General features: G+C 72.2%; 14 protein-coding genes. 5 read left to right on the top strand and 9 right to left on the bottom strand.

The genetic code is table 11. From position 1 onward, the window contains the following. Positions 1–17: 17 nt before the first annotated feature. The 3 genes from OHA65_RS26580 to OHA65_RS26570 all read right to left on the bottom strand — a co-directional run bounded on the left by OHA65_RS26580 (position 18) and on the right by OHA65_RS26570 (position 6,237). Positions 18–1,904: an acetolactate synthase large subunit gene (locus OHA65_RS26580; protein ID WP_327278712.1), complete on the bottom strand. Its 1,887-nt coding sequence runs from the start codon at positions 1,902–1,904 to the stop codon at positions 18–20. Positions 1,905–2,107: 203 nt separating this feature from the next. Beyond that, the gene (locus OHA65_RS26575) at positions 2,108–4,942 is read right to left on the bottom strand and encodes an EAL domain-containing protein (protein ID WP_327285800.1); all 2,835 of its coding nucleotides are present in this window, start codon (positions 4,940–4,942) and stop codon (positions 2,108–2,110) included. A gap of 347 nt (positions 4,943–5,289) precedes the next feature. Then, positions 5,290–6,237 carry a 2-hydroxyacid dehydrogenase gene (locus OHA65_RS26570; protein WP_328763788.1) on the bottom strand — a complete coding sequence of 316 codons (948 nt, stop codon included), beginning with the start codon at positions 6,235–6,237 and terminating at the stop codon, positions 5,290–5,292. Between the two features lie 79 nt (positions 6,238–6,316). Between OHA65_RS26570 and OHA65_RS26565 the strand changes: the two genes are divergently transcribed. From OHA65_RS26565 to OHA65_RS26555, 3 genes are all read left to right on the top strand, one after another. Then, positions 6,317–7,324: an aldo/keto reductase gene (locus OHA65_RS26565; RefSeq protein ID WP_327278710.1), complete on the top strand. Its 1,008-nt coding sequence runs from the start codon at positions 6,317–6,319 to the stop codon at positions 7,322–7,324. 152 nt (positions 7,325–7,476) lie between these two features. Further along, the gene (locus OHA65_RS26560; protein WP_405762546.1) at positions 7,477–8,703 is read left to right on the top strand and encodes a PQQ-dependent sugar dehydrogenase; all 1,227 of its coding nucleotides are present in this window, start codon (positions 7,477–7,479) and stop codon (positions 8,701–8,703) included. 5 nt (positions 8,704–8,708) lie between these two features. Continuing rightward, positions 8,709–8,921: a DUF6191 domain-containing protein gene (locus tag OHA65_RS26555; RefSeq protein WP_405762544.1), complete on the top strand. Its 213-nt coding sequence runs from the start codon at positions 8,709–8,711 to the stop codon at positions 8,919–8,921. Here OHA65_RS26555 and OHA65_RS26550 read toward each other — a convergent pair. From OHA65_RS26550 to OHA65_RS26525, 6 genes are all read right to left on the bottom strand, one after another. Further along, entirely contained in the window at positions 8,887–11,946 is a 3,060-nt protein-coding gene (locus OHA65_RS26550; protein WP_405763440.1) for an AAA family ATPase, read from the bottom strand. The genes OHA65_RS26555 and OHA65_RS26550 overlap by 35 nt on opposite strands. An 80-nt stretch (positions 11,947–12,026) precedes the next feature. Continuing rightward, the gene (locus OHA65_RS26545; protein ID WP_327278708.1) at positions 12,027–12,194 is read right to left on the bottom strand and encodes a hypothetical protein; all 168 of its coding nucleotides are present in this window, start codon (positions 12,192–12,194) and stop codon (positions 12,027–12,029) included. A 189-nt stretch (positions 12,195–12,383) separates the two neighbouring features. Next, positions 12,384–12,977 (bottom strand): hypothetical protein, encoded by a 594-nt coding sequence (locus OHA65_RS26540; RefSeq protein ID WP_327278707.1) that lies wholly within the window; start codon positions 12,975–12,977, stop codon positions 12,384–12,386. Positions 12,978–13,080: 103 nt separating this feature from the next. Beyond that, complete coding sequence (locus OHA65_RS26535) at positions 13,081–13,635, bottom strand: GNAT family protein (protein ID WP_327278706.1); 555 nt, start codon at positions 13,633–13,635, stop codon at positions 13,081–13,083. A gap of 39 nt (positions 13,636–13,674) precedes the next feature. Continuing rightward, positions 13,675–15,924: an MMPL family transporter gene (locus OHA65_RS26530; RefSeq protein WP_405762542.1), complete on the bottom strand. Its 2,250-nt coding sequence runs from the start codon at positions 15,922–15,924 to the stop codon at positions 13,675–13,677. A 208-nt stretch (positions 15,925–16,132) separates the two neighbouring features. Next, positions 16,133–16,522, bottom strand: a complete 390-nt coding sequence (locus tag OHA65_RS26525; RefSeq protein WP_328763783.1) for a signal peptidase I — start codon at positions 16,520–16,522, stop codon at positions 16,133–16,135. 60 nt (positions 16,523–16,582) lie between these two features. On the opposite strand from OHA65_RS26525, the gene OHA65_RS26520 reads away from it, so the two are divergent. Beyond that, positions 16,583–17,380, top strand: coding sequence for a GNAT family N-acetyltransferase (locus OHA65_RS26520; RefSeq protein ID WP_327285797.1), 798 nt, complete (start codon positions 16,583–16,585; stop codon positions 17,378–17,380). A gap of 35 nt (positions 17,381–17,415) precedes the next feature. Further along, positions 17,416–17,916 (top strand): DinB family protein, encoded by a 501-nt coding sequence (locus OHA65_RS26515; protein ID WP_327278704.1) that lies wholly within the window; start codon positions 17,416–17,418, stop codon positions 17,914–17,916.

Below are 17,916 nucleotides of genomic sequence, written 5' to 3'. Positions count from 1 at the left end.
TCTCAGGCTCTCTCGGCTCAGTCGTCTTCGTTGTCGCCGAAGTCGGGGCGGACGCCCCGGGCTGCCATGACCTCGTCGTTGGAGGTGCCGGCGGCGACCATCGGCCACACCATGGCGTCCTCGTGGACGATGAAGTCGATCACGACGGTGCGGTCGTTGATCGCATTGGCTTCGGCGATGACCTTGTCCAGGTCGGCCGGGTCCTCACAGCGCAGCGCCACACAGCCCATCGCCTCGGACAGCTTGACGAAGTCCGGGACGCGGGTGCCCTTGCGGGGCGCGGTGGACTCGCCGAGCTGGGAGCCGACCGTGCCGTGGCCCGTCTCGTCCGCGTGCAGCACGGTGTTGGAGTACCGCTGGTTGTAGAACAGGGTCTGCCACTGGCGGACCATGCCCAGCGCACCGTTGTTGATGATCGCGACCTTGATCGGGATGTTGTTCAGCGCGCAGGTGACCAGTTCCTGATTGGTCATCTGGAAGCAGCCGTCGCCGTCGATCGCCCAGACCGTGCGCTCCGGCATGCCGACCTTGGCGCCCATCGCGGCGGGGACCGCGTAGCCCATGGTTCCGGCGCCGCCGGAGTTCAGCCAGGTGCGGGGCTCTTCGTAGTTGACGAAGTGCGAGGCCCACATCTGGTGCTGGCCGACACCGGCCGCGTAGATGGTGTGCTCGGGCGCGAGTTCGCCGATGCGCTGGATGACCTGCTGCGGCGAGAGCATGCCGTCCGCGGGGGTCTCGTAGCCCAGCGGGTACGTCTCGCGCCAGCGGCTGAGGTCCTTCCACCAGGCGGAGTAGTCCCCGGCGTTGCCCTCGGTGTGCTCGGCCTGGACCGCCTGGATCAGATCGGCGATGACCTCGCGGGCGTCGCCGACGATCGGGACGTCGACCTCGCGGTTCTTGCCGATCTCCGCCGGGTCGATGTCCGCGTGGATGACCTTGGCGAACGGGGCGAAGCTGTCCAGCTTGCCGGTGACGCGGTCGTCGAAGCGGGTGCCGAGCGCGATCAGCAGGTCCGACTTCTGCAGCGCGGTGACGGCGGTGACCGCACCGTGCATGCCCGGCATGCCGACGTGCAGCGGGTGGCTGTCGGGGAAGGAGCCCAGAGCCATCAGGGTGGTGGTGACCGGGACGCCGGTCAGCTCGGCCAGGACCTTCAGCTCGGCGGTCGCGCCGGACTTCATGACGCCGCCGCCGACGTACAGGACCGGGCGCTTGGCCTGGCAGATGAGCTTGGCGGCCTCGCGGATCTGCTTGGCGTGCGGCTTGGTGACCGGCCGGTAGCCGGGGAGGTCCTGGGACGGCGGCCACGAGAACGTGGTCTTCGTCTGGAGGGCGTCCTTGGCGATGTCGACCAGGACCGGGCCCGGACGGCCCGTGGAGGCGATGTGGAACGCCTCCGCGATCGTTTTCGGGATGTCCTCGGCCTTGGTGACCAGGAAGTTGTGCTTGGTGATCGGCATCGTGATGCCGACGATGTCCGCCTCCTGGAAGGCGTCCGTGCCGATCGCCTTCGACGAGACCTGGCCGGTGATGGCGACGAGCGGCACCGAGTCCATGTGCGCGTCGGCGATCGGGGTGACCAGGTTGGTGGCGCCCGGGCCGGAGGTGGCCATGCAGACGCCCACCTTGCCGGTGGCCTGCGCGTAGCCGGTCGCGGCGTGGCCGGCGCCCTGCTCGTGCCGGACCAGGATGTGGCGGACCTTGGTGCTGTCCATCATCGGGTCGTACGCCGGGAGGATGGCCCCGCCCGGAATACCGAAGACGGTGTCGCACCCCACCTCTTCGAGAGAGCGGATGAGGGACTGCGCACCCGTGACGTGCTCAACTGCGGCGGTCTGGTGTCCGCCGGAACGGGGCCGCGGCTGCGGATGGTGGGCCCCGGTGGCCTGCTCGGTCATCGGCATTCTCTTCTCGAAGCTGAGGGTTTTACGAGGATTCGAAGGTGTGCCAGTGCAACAAAAAACCCCTCGTGCCGGAGGCAAGCGAGGGGAGCGCGTCGGGTGTACGGAGCGGGGACATGTTGGCCCCAGCTTCAGCCGACGCGCTTTCCAAGTACGAGAATTCGGGTGCGCATGGCACTGACCCTCCCTCCGGCGGGAGGGGGATGTCAAGCGGGTGGGACGGGCGTCTCATTATGTGAGCCTCTGCGGATGGACTCGAAGCCCCCGGGTGAACCACCGGCCAAGGCAGGTTGGGCTGCCCCGCCCGGTACTGGGAACGTACCGCGCACGAGCGCGCGGCGCAGCCTGTACTCGTCGAGTGGGCCGGAAAAAGCCACTCCCTGGCCGTGCGTGCACCCCATGGCGCGCAGCGCCGCGACCTGCTCGGGGAGGTCCACCCCGTCGGCCACCGACTGCATGCCCAAATCATTTGCAATGCGCAACAAACCAGCGGTGATCTTGTGGAGGCGGGCGGATTCGACCACGCCCTCGACCAGGCCCCGGTCCAGCTTCAGGATGTCCACGGGGAGCCTGCGCAGGGCGCTGATGGCCGCGTAGCCGCTACCGAAGCCGTCCAGGGAGATCAGGACCCCCAGCCGACGCAGGGCCGCCAGACGCCGCTCCAGCTCGTCGAAGGGGACCCTGGGGTCGGAGACCGTAAGTTCGATCACGAGGGCTCCGGACGGCAGCCCGTGGCGGGTGAGCAGGGCCTCCACGGAGCCGAGCGGTACGGAGCGGTCCAGCAACCGCTGGGCGCCCATCCGGATCGCCACCGGTACGTCGTGCCCGATCCGGTGCCGCTCGGCGGCCTGCGCCACGGCCTCCTCCAGCAGCCAGTGCCCCAGCTCGGCCGCCCTGGCGGGCGCGGCGCCGGGCAGGCCGGAGCGGCTGTCGGGCGCGCTCGCGGCACCCTCGCTGTACTCGGCCACGCGGAGGAATTCGGCCGGGGTGAACAGGATCCCCTGCGCCGAGCGCCAGCGGGCCTGCGCGGCCACGGCCGTGACCTCGCCGGTCGCCAGCGAGACCACGGGCTGGTGCAGCAGGGCGAACTCCCCGTCGTGGAGCGCGGTGCGCAGCCGCCCGGCCAGCTCCGCCTTCCGTACGACCTCGGCCTGCATCTGGGGCGCGTACAGCTCGACCCGGTCCTTGCCGCCCGCCTTGGCGCGGTACATCGCGAGATCCGCGTTGCGCATCAGGTCCGAAGGGGTGATGCCGGGGTCGGCGAAGGCCACGCCGATGCTGGCGGCGACCCGGACCTCGCTGCCTGCGATCCGGTACGGCTGGGACAAGGTGGTGCGCAGCCGGTCCGCGATCTCGCGCACCTGGTACTCGCGGGCGCTGGGGTCGCGGCTGCCGTCGCCCAGGATCAGCGCCGCGAACTCGTCGCCGCCGAGGCGGGCCGCGGTGTCCCCGGCGCGTACGGAGTCCTGGAGGCGGCGCGCGGCCTCGGTCAGCAGCTCGTCGCCCGCCTGGTGGCCGATGGTGTCGTTGACCGCCTTGAACCCGTCGAGGTCGATGAAGAGCACGGCGGTGCTGTGGTCCCCCGCGCGCCGGCCGGTCAGGGCCTGGCGGACCCGACGGGTGAACAGCGCCCGGTTGGGCAGGTCGGTCAGCGGATCGTGCTCGGCGCTGTGCTGGAGCTGCGCCTGGAGGCGGACCCGCTCGGTGACGTCGCGGCTGTTGAGGATGAGGCCGCCGTGGTGGCGGTTGACTGTGGACTCCACGTTGAGCCATTCGCCGCTGCCGGACGCGAAGCGGCATTCGATGCGGGTGGTGGGTTCCTCTGCGGGCGGGGCGGCGAGGAAACGGCGTACCTCGTGGACCACCCGGCCCAGGTCGTGCGGGTGGATCAAGGTGGCGAGTTCGGTTCCGACGAGCTCCTCGGCCTCGCGTCCGTAGACTCCGGCGGCGGCGGGGCTGACGTACCGCAGCGTTCCGGTGGGGGCAGCGATCATGATGACGTCGCTGGAGCCCTGGACCAGGGAGCGGAAGTGGTTCTCCTTCTGGGCGAGTTCCTGCGTCAGCGCGATGTTGTCGATGAGCATGATGCCCTGCCGGATGACGAGGGCGAGGACTACCGTGCACCCGGTGAAGACGACCACGCGGTCGACCTTCCTGCCGTCCACCACGTTGTACAGGATGCCCAGCGTGCAGACGGCGGCGGCGAGGTAGGGCGTGAGGGCGGGCAGTGAGCCGGTGATGGGGCGGCTGACCGGGCGGTCTGCGCGCGGGATCCCCGGGGTTCCCGGCTCCTGGTGGATGCGCCGAGCCCCCCAGGGCGCGTACGCGAGGAGCAGCGAGCCGGCGAACCAGCCGGCGTCGAGCAGTTGCCCTGACTGGTACTCGGCGCTCAGCAGCGGCGAGGTGAACAGGGCGTCGCTGAGCACGGTCAGGGCCAGGGCCGCAATGGCGGTGTTGACGGCCGAGCGGTTGGCCTCCGAGCGCCGGAAGTGCAGGACCAGCACCATGGAGACGAGCGCGATGTCGAGCAGCGGGTAGGCGAGGGAGAGCGCGGCGCGCGGGACGCTGCCGGGGGCCCCGGTCTGGGCGGTGCGCGCCGCGTGGGCGAGGGCCAGGCTCCAGGACAGGGTGAGCAGGGAGCCGCCGATGAGCCAGGAGTCGAGCCCGAGGCAGACCCAGCCCGCGCGGGTGACCGGGCGCTTGGCGAGGACGAGCAGGCCCACGATGGCGGGCGGCGCGAAGCAGAGGAAGGCGAAGTCGGCGAGCGAGGGCTTAGGGACGGCCTCGCCGAGGACCACCTCGTACCAGCCCCAGATGGCGTTGCCGCAGGCTCCCATGAGGGAGGAGAAGGCGAAGAGCAGCCAGGCCGGGCGCTCGCGGCTGTCGATCGCCCGTGCGTAGGTGTAGCAGGAGACGGCGGCGAGTAACGCGGCGGCGCTGAGCCCGAAGTCGCCCATGATTTCGGCGAGCTCCTCGGAGCCCCAGCCGAGGGCGGCACCGACGGCGTATCCGCCGCTGATGACGGCGAGGAGCAGCTGCATGGCCAGGCTCCTGCCGCCGCCCGAGACGGGCGGCCTGGTCAGCAGCGCCGCCCCCGGGGCACTCACCGGTCCCCCTCGCTGGCTGGTTCCGGCGCGGCCCAGTCCCGGCCGCGTCGCCTCCGGCGGCCGTGCCGCATCGGATCCTTCGTCCATTGGCCGTACATCGCCCGTCGCCCCCAAAGTGTCCGATCACTCCCCAGCGCCAGACGAATGCGCTGCAGCCCCTTGTACCGGACGATACACCACTTTCGTCACTCAGGGACATAGATGGTCTACTCTCCGTTACCACGCGGGGAGTTGTGGCCACTGTGTGCGTCCGGACGGATGCGGAGCGTGCGCAGCGCGCGTCAGTCGGTGACCAGGACCGTGTTCTCCACGGGCTCACCGGCGGCGAACCGCTGGAGCTGACGGGCCACCAGGCGCTTGGCCCGCGGCTCGAACGCCGTGCTGCTGCCGCCCACGTGAGGTGTGATCAGGACATTCGGAGCATGCCAGAGCGGGTGGCCGGCGGGCAGCGGTTCGGGGTCGGTGACGTCGAGTGCCGCGCGCAGCCGGCCCGACTCCAGTTCCGCGAGCAGTGCGGCGGTGTCCGCGACGGGGCCGCGCGCAACGTTCACCAACAGGGCGCCGTCCTTCATCCGGGCGAGGAAGGCGGCGTCGGCCAGGCCCCGCGTCGCATCGGTCAGCGGTGTGGACAGGATCACCACGTCGGCCTCCGGGAGGAGCCGGGGCAGTTCGGCGTGAGCGTGCACGGGCCCACGCGTGGTGGTGCGCGCCGAGCGTGCGACCCGTGTGACCCGCGCGCACTCGAAGGGCGCGAGCCGGTCCTCGATGGCCGCACCGATCGACCCGTAGCCGACGATCAGCACGGACTTGTCGGCGAGGGCGTCGTAGAAGCCGGAGCGCCACTCCTCGCGGTCCTGGCCGCGCACCATGCCGGGGACGCCGCGCAGCGAGGCGAGGGTGAGGGTGAGGGCGAGTTCGGCGGTGCTCGCCTCGTGGACCCCGCGGGCGTTGCACAGCCGTACGCCGGGGCGCAGGAGGCCGAGGCCGCCCAGGACGTGGTCGATGCCCGCGGTCAGCGTCTGCACGACTTCGAGGTCCGGCATGCCGGCCAGCGGGCGCAGGGCCACCTCGGAGGACTTCATGTAGGGCGTGACGTAGAAGACGCAGGCGGCCGGATCGGCCGGGAAGTCGTCCTCGCCGTCCCAGTGGCGGTAGCGGAAGGTGTCGGGGAGATTCTCGATCTCCTCGGCCGGGAACGGAAGCCAGACGTCCGCTGTCTTTGCAGTCATGATCACGAGGCTATGTCAAGGCCAAAGGATCCAGGTCAAACCGTTAGTTTGTTTGCCGGAGCGGGAGGGGGACGCGCGGGTGGAGCGCAGGTCGATCGGGGCGGGGGCGCTGACGGTGGGCGCCGTCGGGCTCGGGTGCATGCCGATGAGCTGGGCGTACGCGCCCTCGCGGCGCCGCGGCGAGGAGTCGCTGGCCACCGTGCACAGGGCGCTGGACCTGGGGGCGAACCTGCTGGACACCGCTGACCTGTACGGGCCGTTCACCAATGAGCTGCTGCTGGGGCGGGTGCTGCGGGAGCGGCGCACGGAGGCGTTCGTGTCCGCCAAGGTGGGGCTGCGGGCGGGCGAGCAGCACGTGGTGGCGGACGGCCGGCCCGGATACATGCGGCGGGCCTGCGACGCCTCGCTGCGACGGCTGCGGACGGACGTCATAGACCTCTACCAGCTGCACCGGGTGGACCCGGACGTACCGGTGGAGGAGACCTGGGGGGCGATGGCGGAGCTGGTGGCGGCCGGAAAGGTGCGGGCGCTGGGGTTCTGCGCGCTGGGCGCGGGCGCCGGACCGGGGGCGGGACGGCGCGGGGACCGGGCGTACCGGGTGACATTGGGGCACCTGGAGCGGGTCCAGCAGGTGTTCCCGGTGAGTGCGGTGCAGGCGGAGCTGTCGGTGTGGTCGCCGGAGGCGGCACGGCAGCTGCTGCCCTGGTGCGCGGCGCGCGGGGTGGGGTTCTTGGCGGCGATGCCGCTGGGCAGCGGGTTCCTGACGGGGACGCTCAGGCCGGGCGAGGGCTTCGAGTGGGAGGACGTGCGGGCCCGGCATCCGCGGTTCACGGCGGAGTCGATGGCGGCGAACCAGGTGCTGGTGGCGGGGCTGCGGCGGGTGGCCCGTCGGCACGGGCCGCACGTGACGGCGGCGCAGGTGGCCCTGGCGTGGGTGCTGGCGCAGGGGTCGCAGGTGGTGCCGGTGCCGGGGGCCGACCGGGCGCACTGGGCGGCGGAGAACGCGGGGGCGGCGGAGCTCGGGCTGACGGCCGGGGACCTCGCCGAGATCGCGGCGCTGCCGGCGGCGGTGGGAGCCTGGGACTGAGCCCGGAAGCGGGCCGGGAGCCATCCGGGGGCGATCCGGGAGCCGGCCGGCGAACCACTCGATCGGGTGTACGAGTGGTGGAACTTGGGGGACTGCCGCCGGTGTTGAAACGGGTGGAAGGCACGATCGCAGGACCGGAGGGGAGCAGGACGATGCGATACGGACAGGCTCACGAGCCGTACGAGGGCCCGCGCACCAGGACCCGTGGAGTGCTGGCGGCCTTCGCCCTGGCCGGATGCGGAGCCCTGCTCGCAGCAGGCTGCGCACCGGCGGGCGCCCCCGGGGCCAAACCGGGCACGTCACCACCCCGCGCGGCCCCCACCGCATCGGCGGGCGGCACCGCGGGCTCCCCGTCCGGCTCCCCGGCGGCCGCCGCACCGCCGGCCAAGGGGTCGGTGACGGTGACGGGCGAGATCGCCAAGGGCCTGGAGTCCCCGTGGGGGGTGGCGCCGTTGCCCGGCGGGGACCTGCTGGTCGCCTCGCGTGACAAGGGGACGATCAGCAGGGTCGCGGTGGCCACCGGCGCGGTGACGCCGATCGGTGAGGTGCCCGGGGTGGCTCCGGGCGGAGAGGGCGGGCTGTTGGGGCTCGCACTGTCGCCCTCGTTCGCCTCGGACCGGATGGTGTACGCGTACTTCACGACGGAGTCCGACAACCGCATCGCCCGGATGCGGTACGACGAGCACCGGGGCCCCGGCCAGCAACTGGGCGCGCCGGACACGGTGTTGCGGGGCATCCCCAAGGGCCTGATCCACAACGGCGGCCGGATCGCGTTCGGTCCGGACAAGATGCTCTACGCGGGGACGGGCGAGACCGGTGACACCGGGCTCGCGCAGGACAAGAAGTCGCTGGGCGGCAAGATCCTTCGGATGACTCCGGACGGGCAGCCGGTGCACGGCAATCCGGAGGCGGACTCCGTCGTCTACTCCTACGGGCACCGCAATGTGCAGGGCCTGGCCTGGGACAAGGACAAGCGTTTGTGGGCCTCCGAGTTCGGCCAGAACACCTGGGACGAGCTGAACCTGATCGAGCCCGGTGCGAACTACGGCTGGCCGGAGGCCGAGGGGAAGGCCGGTAAGCCGGGTCTGCGCGATCCGGTGGCCGTGTGGAAGACCGACGAGGCCTCGCCGAGCGGGATCGCCTGGGCGCAGGGCTCGGTGTGGATGGCCGGGCTGAAGGGCGAGCGGCTGTGGCGGATCCCTCTGGCCGGGGCGAATCCGGTGGCCGAACCGGAGGCCTTCCTGACGGGGAAGTACGGCCGGCTGCGCACGGTGGTGGCACTCGGCGGGGACAAATTGTTGCTGGTCACGAGCGAGACGGACGGGCGCGGGTCGCCGGAGGCGGGCGACGACAGGATCCTGACACTGACAGTGCGGTAACCGACGTGGCCCTGCTGGGGGCGGAAGGCACGGTGGGCGCGGTGTTCAACATGATCGACGAGCTCTTCAGCCCAGGACGCAAGCACACGCACGAGGAGAAGAAGCGGCTGGAGCTGTCCCGGATCGACGTGAACGACGGTGATCCGGGACGCGGTCCGATAGACCTGGATTCCGGCAAGGTGCTCATACGCCCGACGGAGCGGCCCCCGCAGGAGTGAGCGGCGCGAACAGCCGTAGCCGGTGGGCGAGGGCGGCCGCCTCGCCACGGCCGGCGACGCCGAGCTTGGCCAGGATGTTCGAGACGTGCACGCTGGCCGTCTTCGGGGAGATGAACAGCTCCTCGGCGATCTGGCGGTTGCTGTTGCCCGCCGCGACCAGGCGCAGTACGTCCCGTTCGCGGCTGGTCAGGCCCAGGGCCTCGGCGGGGTCGGCCTCCGGTGCGGGCAGGACCGGGGGTGTGTCGGCCACGGTGAGCGGGATCCGGGCGCGCTGGGCGAGCAGGGCCAGGTCCTCGCGGAGCCTGCGGGCGCCGAACCGGTCCGCGGTGGCGTGGGCCTCGCGGAGCAGCAGGGCGGCGGGCTCGCGGTCGCGGCCGCAGGCCAGCAGGGTCTCGGCGAGCCGGTGGCGGGCGCGGGCCAGCAGGTACGGACGCTCCAGCGGTCGGACGGCCCGCTCGACGGCGGCCCAGTCGGCGGCGGTGTCCCGGTCCTCGGCGCGCAGCAGCTCGGCGCGCAGGAACTCGGCGTGGGCGGCCCACACGGGCACCGGGGTGGCCAGGGCGCGGGCGGCCCCGCGGATCGCGTCCAGGGCGGCTGCGCGGCCGACTTCGGCGGCCGGGAGTCCCCGGGCGTCCGCCTCGGCGGACGCGGCGGCGAGCAGCAGTGGCCATGCGTAGCGGTGGTGGCCGAGCGGGAAGCCGTAGGCGATCGCCGCGGCGGTCTCGGTGCGGACGTCGGCTATCCGGCCCTCTCCCGCGGCCACGCCTACCGCGAGGCGGAAGAGCGGTATGCGGTGCTGGGGCTGGCTGTCGTGGGTGCCGAAGTGGGTGTGGGCGGCGGAGAGCCGGCCGGTCGCCTCGGTCAGTTCGCCGCGCGCCAGGGCCAGGTAGGACAGCCGTGCGGAGGCGGAACCGCGCGGGGCCGCGCTCTGGCCGACGCGCAGGGCGCGCTGGGCGGCTTCGGCGGCCTCGTCCCAGCGGCCGAGGCTGTACAGGCTCTCCGCCATGTTCCCGCTGATCCAGGCCTCGGTGTCCAGGAGCCGTGACTTCTTGACGAGTTCGACCCCTTGTTCGGCCAGTTCCACGGCTTCGCGGGACCGGCCCATGCTTTCCAGCTGAGAGGTGAGGTTGATATGTGCGCGTCCCGCCAGCATGACGAGCCCCAGTTCGGTGGCCCGCTCCCGGACGGCGAACAGTTCGGCGAGGCCGCGCTCGGTGTCGCCGGAGTCGGTGAGCAGGGAGCCCACCGTGATCCGGGCGTTGAGCTCGATGTCCTCGGCCCCGAGCATGCGGGCGTAGGACACGGCGCGTTCGGCGGCGTCGAGGTTGCCGGGGCCGGGGTTGTGGAGCATGCCCCAGCCCGCGGCCCGGACCAGGACCTGGGCGTGCACCTGGGACGGGGGCAGCCCCTTGACGAGTTCCTGCGCCTTGCCGAGCTCGGCCCAGCCGTCGCCGCGGGCCAGGCTGGACACGAGCGCGGAGCGCTCGGTCCAGAACCAGGCGGCCCGCAGCGGGTCGCCGTCGCCGTCCTCCTCCAGCAGCCGCAGCGCCGTCTTGGTGATCTTCAGGGCGCGTTCGCGTTCGCCCCCGAAGCGGGCGGCGACGGTCGCCTCGGCCAGCAGGTCGAGCCGCTTGAGCGGGGTGGTCGCCGGGTCGCAGCCGCACGGCGGGTACACATCGGTGTAGTCCACCGGGCGCAGCGCCTCGCGGACCTCCTGCGGCGCGCTCTCCCACAGGTCCAGCGCCCGTTCCAGCAGGCGCAGCTGCTCGGAGTAGGCGTGCCGGCGGCGGGCGGCGACAGAGGCGGCGAGGACGGCGGGCAGCGCCTTGGCCGTGTCGTTGGCGTGGTACCAGTAGGTGGCCAGCCGGATGACCCGCTCCGCGGCGCGGATCAGCGAGTCGTCGGCCTCCAGGGCTTCGGCGTAGCGGCGGTTGACGCGGGCCCGTTCCCCGGGCAACAGGTCGTCGCTGACGGCCTCGCGGACGAGCGAGTGGCGGAAGCGGAAGCCTTCCCCGTCGGAGGTGGCGAGGAGGATGTTGGCGCCGACGGCGGCCCGCAGGGCCTCGATCAGCTCGTCCTCGGTCAGCCCGGCGACGGCGCGCAGGAGCGGGTACTCCACGGTGGAACCGCCCTCGGCGACGATGCGCACGACGCGCTGGGCGGCCTCCGGCAGCACCTCGACGCGGACGAGCAGCAGGTCCCGCAGGGACTCGGTGAGTCCGGCGCGGCAGCCGCTCTCCTTGCAGGCGGCGAGTTCCTCGACGAAGAAGGCGTTGCCGTCGGAGCGGTCGAACACGGAGTCCACGTAGGCCTCGTCGGGCTGCGAGGCGAGGATGCCGGCGAGCTGGCGGCGCACCTCGGCCCGGTTGAAGCGGGGCAGTTCGATGCGCTGGACGGTGCGGAGCCGGTCCAGTTCGGCGAGCAGCGGGCGCAGCGGGTGTCGGCGGTGGATGTCGTCGGCCCGGTAGGTGGCGACGATGACGAGGCGGCCGCCGGCGAGGGTGCGGAAGAGGTAGGAGAGCAGGTGCCGGGTGGAGGTGTCCGCCCAGTGCAGGTCCTCCAGGACGAGGACGACGGTGCGGTCGGTGGCGAGGCGTTCCAGCATCCGGGCCGTCAGCTCGAAGAGGCGGGCGGTGCTTTCCTCGTCGTGCGGGCCTCGGGGGGTGTCGCCGAGTTCGGGAAGGATCCGGGCGAGTTCGTCCTCCTGGCCCCCGGCCGCGGCTGCCAGTTCCCCGGGGAGCTGGCGGTGCAGGGTGCGCAGTGCCGTCGAGAACGGGGCGAAGGGAAGGCCCTCCGCCCCGATCTCCACACAGCCTCCGACGGCCACCACCGCACCGCGGCGGGCTGCTTCGGAGAGGAACTCCTCGGTGAGGCGGGTCTTTCCGACCCCGGCCTCACCTCCGATGAGCATCGCCTGCGGCTCCCGGCCCGCTGCGCGGGTCAGTGCGTCGGTGAGTACGGCCAGTTCGTCGGCTCGGCCGACGAACACCGGGCTGACAGATCTGGTTTCCACGCCGCCGAGCATCGCACAGGAGTCCTGGCCGGCGGCACTCGTTATCGGTGCGCTTCTCATCACGCGTCAGTCCGCACGCTTCGCGGCGCGGGTCACGCGGCGCGGGTGAAGCGGCTCCGCTGCCCGCTCACCGGCCCTTCGGGTTCCTGGCTGCGCCAGGAGGTGCGGCGCGCCTTGGTGGCCTCGCGGACCAGGCGGTACTCGTTGGCCTCGCGGATGAGTTCGGCGCTGCGGGCGGTGGCGATCTCGTACTGGAACATCTCGACTCCTGGCTTCGCGTTTCTCGGGCACCTCGTTCGGTGTGATCCAAGATTCGCGGCCCAGGGGGTGCCGGCACATCGGGCGCATGCCGCATCTGTCCGGGGCAGGGGGCCTTAGGCCGGGGCCGCAGGTGTGCGGGTGGGGCCGGGAGTGCCTAGGAGGGGGTCCTAGGCAGGCGGGCGGAGGTCCTAGGCGGCCTTCGGGAGGGGAGCCAGGATGTCGAAGTACATGAGGCCGAAGAGCAGTACGCCCAGGGCGCCGAGTGCGACGGCGGCCCAGGAGACGGCGCGGACCCAGGTCGGGAGGGTGCGGCCGGGGGCGCCGAAGGCGGGGCGGGCCAGCACGAAGACGGCGAGGAGCAGGGCGAGGGTGGACAGGACGCCGTTGACGAGGGCGGTCATGTGCCAGGCGTCGCCGTACAGGGCCTCGATCTTGGCCTCGGTGGTGGCGGCGTTGACCGATTCGATCTGGCCCACGAGGGTCTGTCGCTCCGCGAAGACGCGCGATACCCAGCTGCCACTGAGGGCGACGAGCCCGAGGCCGGCCGCGACGACTGCGGAGGCCGCGGCGCCGACGCCGTCGGACTGCTCACCGCTGTCGTCGAGCTCGTCGAGGAGGTCGTCCTCGCCGAGGTCCTCGTCGGAGGGGGCGGACTCGGGGGCCTCGGCAGTCTCCGCGGCGGTGTCCTTGATGTCGGCATTGGCCTCGGCGGCGTCGGCGGCCTGGGGCTCGGCGGTCTCCGCCTCGGGCGCAGTCGGGTCGGCGGTCTTCGTGGTGTCCATGCGGGGCACCGTAGGCGGCTTGTCTGAGAGGTTCCTGAGAAGGCGCCGACCTGGTCGGACCGGGTCTGCCGCGGGCCCCGGAGGGGGGCCGCGGCGGGTGGTGTCAGGCGGTGGGAGCAGGCGGCCACTCGTGGGCGAGGACCGCCCAGATCTCGGTGTCCTGGCGGACGCCGTGGTGGGGGTAGCTCTCGCGCAGGACGCCCTCGCGGGTCATGCCGAGGCGCTCCGCGACGGCGAGGCTCTTCTTGTTGGCGGAAGAGGCGTGCCACTCGGCCCGGTGCATGCCGCGCTCTTGGAAGGCCCAGTCGATCAGGACGCGGCAGGCCCGGGTCACCAGGCCCCGGCCGGCGGCCGCGGGCTCCAGCCAGCAGCCGACCTCGCAGTTGCCGGATGCGGCGTCGAAGGTGCGGAAGAGGACGCCGCCGACGAGGGTGCCCGCGACGCGGATGCCGTAGATCCGCCCGCCGTCGGCGGCCGTCTTGTGGGCGTACGCGGAGAGGAAGCCGCGCGCCGAGTCGAGGTCGGTGACGACGTCGGCCAGGACGATGTGCTCGCCGATGAACCCGCGGCCTCGGTCCATGTGCGCGAGGAACTCCTCGGCGTGCCACACCTCCAGCGGGAAGAGCTGGGCGTCGTCGGCGAGGTCTATCGAGAACATGCGGGTTCTTCCTTGGGTCTCATGCGGCGGGTTGCCGGATCACCGGGATGCTGTGGCGGGCTCGGCGCCGTCCTCGCTCGTGACGGGGTCCGCGCCGGGTCGCTGCGCGGGAAGTGTCGCACGCGGACCGCACTCCGGGGGCTCGATGCTGATCTTGGGCAGTCGGCGGTCCAGCCAGGCGGGGAGCCACCAGTTGGCGCCGCCGAGCAGGTGCATCAGCGCCGGGACGAGCAGGGTGCGCAGGACGAACGCGTCGAGCGCCACGGCCGAGGCGAGCGCGATGCCGAACATCGCGATGATGCGGTCGCCGCTGAGGACGAAGGCCAGGAAGACGGAGATCATGATGACGGCCGCCGAGTTGATCACCCGGCTGGTCTCGGCGAGGCCGACGCGGACGGCCCGCCGGTTGTCGCCGGTCTCCAGCCACTCCTCGTACATCCGGCTGACCAGGAACACCTGGTAGTCCATGGACAGCCCGAACAGGACCGACACCATGATCACCGGCAGGAAGGGCTCGATCGGGCCGGCGCTGCCCAGGCCCAGCAGCTCGCTGCCCCAGCCCCACTGGAAGATCGCGACGACGACGCCGAAGGAGGAGGCGACGGCCGCGACGTTCATGGCGGCCGCCTTGAGCGGGATGCCGAGGGACCGGAAGGCCAGCAACAGCAGGACACAGCCGAGGGTGATCACCACCCCGACGAACAGCGGCAGTTTCCCGACGATGACGTCGGCGAAGTCGTCGTATCCGGCGGTCACACCGCCGACGTGGACGGTCATGGAGTTGCCGTGCGCAGCGCCCGGTATGACGCTCTCGCGCAACGTCGTGACCAGCTCGCTCGTGGCCCGGGACTGCGGAGCGGAGTCCGGTACGACGGTCAGGACGGCGGTGTCCCCGCTGCGGTTGAACACGGCCGGGCCGGTGGCGGCGACGCCGTCGGTCGTACGGAGCGCCCCGGTGAGGTGCTCGACGGCGAGCCGGTCCCCGGCGCCGTCGAGGCGGGCCACGACGGTGAGCGGGCCGTTCACACCGGGCCCGAACCCGTCGGCGAGGAGGTCGTAGGCCTGTCGGGTGGTGGAACCCGCCGGGTTGTTTCCCTGGTCCGAGGTGCCCAGGTGGAGCGAGAAGGTGGGCAGCGCCAGCACCACCATGACCAGCGTGGCGACGAGGCCGAGCAGCTTGGGGCGGCGCTCCACGAAGGCCGACCAGCGGGCGGCGAGCCCGGTGGGCGTCTCGGGCCTCGGCCCCTCGGCGGCGAGCCTGCGCCGCTCGCGGCGCGAGAGGGCGTGCATGCCGATGTACGAGAGGAGGGCCGGCAGCAGCGTGACCGAGGCGGCCACCGTCAGCACCACCGTGAGGGAGGCGGCGATCGCGACGCCGTTCAGGAAGTTCAGCCGCAGCACCAGCATGCCGAGCAGTGCGATGCAGACGGTTGCCCCGGCGAAGACGACGGCCCGGCCGGTGGTGGCGACGGCCCGCTCGGCGGCCTCCTGGACCGGCAGGCCGCGCATGAGGCCCTTGCGGTGCCGGGTCACGATGAACAGCGCGTAGTCGATGCCCACGCCGAGTCCGACGAGCGTGCCCAGCATCGGGGCGAAGTCGGCGACGGGCATCGCGTGCCCGAGGAGGGTGATGCCGAAATACGCGGTGCCCACACTGACGAGGGCGGTGGCTATGGGCAGCAGGCTCGCGGCGAGCGAGCCGAAGGCGAGGAAGAGGACCAACGCCGCGACGGCCACGCCGATGACCTCGGCGACGTGGGCCGTGGGCGCCTCGGTCAGGGCTATGGCCCGGCCGCCGAGTTCGACCCGGAGGCCGTCCGCCTCGGTGGTGGGGTTCTTCGCGGCCTCGACGACGGCCTTCGCCTGCGCCTTGGGTACGGAGTCGGCCTGCCGGTCGAAGGTCACCACGGCGTAGGCGGTGCGCCCGTCGGGGCTGATCTGCGCGGCGCTCTCGGGGCCGGGGCCGTAGGGACCTGCGACCGAACCGACGCCGGGGAGCGCGGCGACGGCGTCGAGGGCCCGGGCCATCCGCTGCTCGACACCCGGAGAGCGGACCGTCTGATGGTCCGGGGCCCGCCAGACGATGGTGTCGGTGTCGCCGCCCTGGCCGTGGAAGCCCTCGCGGAGGAGGGCGTGGGCGCGGCTGGACTCGGTGCCGGAGACCTCGTAGTCGTTGGAGAACGCCGATCCGGCGGTCGCCGCGGCAACGGCTGTGCCGCCCAGTGCGAGCAGCCAGAGGAGAAGGGCCACCAGTCGGTGCCGCATGCACCACCGTGCGATCACTGCCAACGGACGTGCTCCCTGGTGGTTCGGATCTTTACCGGGAGCTGCCCGACGCAAAGAACGCTAGAACTCGTGAAGGCGTGGCCGACGGCCCGGGGGATCGCCCCGGGGGCTCGGCCAAGATGGTCTACGGCGTCACGATCGCAGCGTTTCGTGATCGTTGGCCCGTTTCGTGTGCATCGTCACAGGGGCGAAGGGTAGTACGGGACCGAGGTCATCCGTCCGACGGGCCGGTCGGCCCGTCCGCCCGGTAGCCCGCGACGGAGGGCCACCTGACGGTGAGGACCACCGCATCCTCCTCCGCGTACCAGGAGTGGTCGACGCCGCGGCCCCAGACGACGTAGTCCCCCTGTTCGGCGAGGACCACGGTCCGGCCGGGGAACTCCAGCCGGAAGCGGCCGCTGATCAGCACCTGGAGCGCGGTGCGTTCCTCTCCCCGTACCCACTGGGCCCGCTCGTCGCCCTTCGGGTGGACTCCCCACTTGATCTCCACGTCCGTGCTGTGGCGCGGATCGCCGGGGTCCTTGAAGTGGCCGAGGAGCCAGCCGCGGTCGGTGGCCGCGTCCGGGGCGGCCTTGCCGGTGTAGATGGAGTCGTCGTTCACGGGCCGAGGCTAATGCAGTTGTGCGGCCGTGCGGATGGCTGGTGAGCTGGCCCGATGACGATGGATCCGGACGAACTGGTGAAGGTACGGGCCGCCTACGACCGGGAGATGCGCCGCGACGCACCGCCGGACACCGCGCAGACCCGGGTGGAGCGGGTCGGGGCGGTCGTCCGGCAGAGCGCGGAGGGGCCCGGGTGGAACGCCGTCCTCTGGTCGGACCTCGACGAGGGGACGGCGGATGCGGAGATCGCGGCGCAGGTCGCGTACTTCGCGGGGCGCGGGGCCGGCAGGTTCGAGTGGAAGCTGTACGACCACGACCGGCCGGCCGACCTCGGGGACCGGCTGCGCGCGGCGGGCTTCGTACCGGAGCCGGCCGAGACCCTGCTGGTGGGCCGGGCTCAGGAGCTCGCCGCGCTGCCGGTAGAGCCGCCGGAGGGGATCACGCTGCGGGCGGTGACGGACGGGGCGGGCGTGGACCTGATGATGGACGTGCACGCGAAGGCCTTCGGCGTGGAGCGCCCCGAGATCCGGCACCTGCTGCTCACGCTGCTGCGGGACGAGCCGCAGACCCTCGCGGCGGTGGTGGCGATGGCCGGGGACGTGCCGGTGAGCGCGGCCCGCATGGAGATGCGCCCGGGCTCCTCCTTCGCGGGCCTCTGGGGCGGCGGCACCCTCCCCCGGTGGCGGGGCCGGGGTCTGTACCGCCTCCTGGTCGCGCACCGGGCCCGCATCGCGGCGGCCCGCGGCATCCCCTACCTCCAGGTGGACGCCTCGCAGGACAGCCGCCCGATCCTCCAGCGCCTGGGCTTCGAGAGGCTGGGCACGACGGTGCCGTACGTGTGGAGGGGGCAGGAGTAGGGGCGCGGGTCCACGTGTTCGGGCAAGATCGGGGGATGGAACGTATCGGACCGCCCCTGACCGGGGACGAGCGTGAGACGCTGCGGGCATTCCTCGACTACCACCGGGCCACGCTGGCCTGGAAGTGCGAGGGCCTCACCGACGAGGAGTTGCGGCGGCCGTCGATGCCGCCGTCCGGACTGTCCCTGCTGGGCTTGGTCCGGCACATGGGCGAGGTCGAGCGGCACTGGTTCCGCCGCACCCTGAACGGTGAGGAGCTCCCCCACCTCTGGTCCGACAACCACGACTTCCAGGCCGCATACGACGCCTCCGGGTCCACGCGCGAGGAGGCGTTCACCGCTTGGGAGGCGGAGGTCGCGCACGCGCGCCGCATCGAGGCGGCCGCCGAGTCGCTCGACGTGACGGCGTACGTGACCAGTTGGAAGGAGGAGGCCTCGCTGCGCCTCGTCATGCTGCACCTGATCCACGAGTACGCCCGTCACAACGGCCACGCCGACTTCCTGCGCGAGGCCATCGACGGGGTCACGGGCGCCTGA

It is taken from the genome of Streptomyces sp. NBC_00045, assembly GCF_045041095.1.
GTDB lineage: Bacteria > Actinomycetota > Actinomycetes > Streptomycetales > Streptomycetaceae > Streptomyces.
The sequence above is the reverse complement of the archived record's forward strand: the minus strand, read 5'-3'. Positions and strand labels throughout refer to the sequence as shown.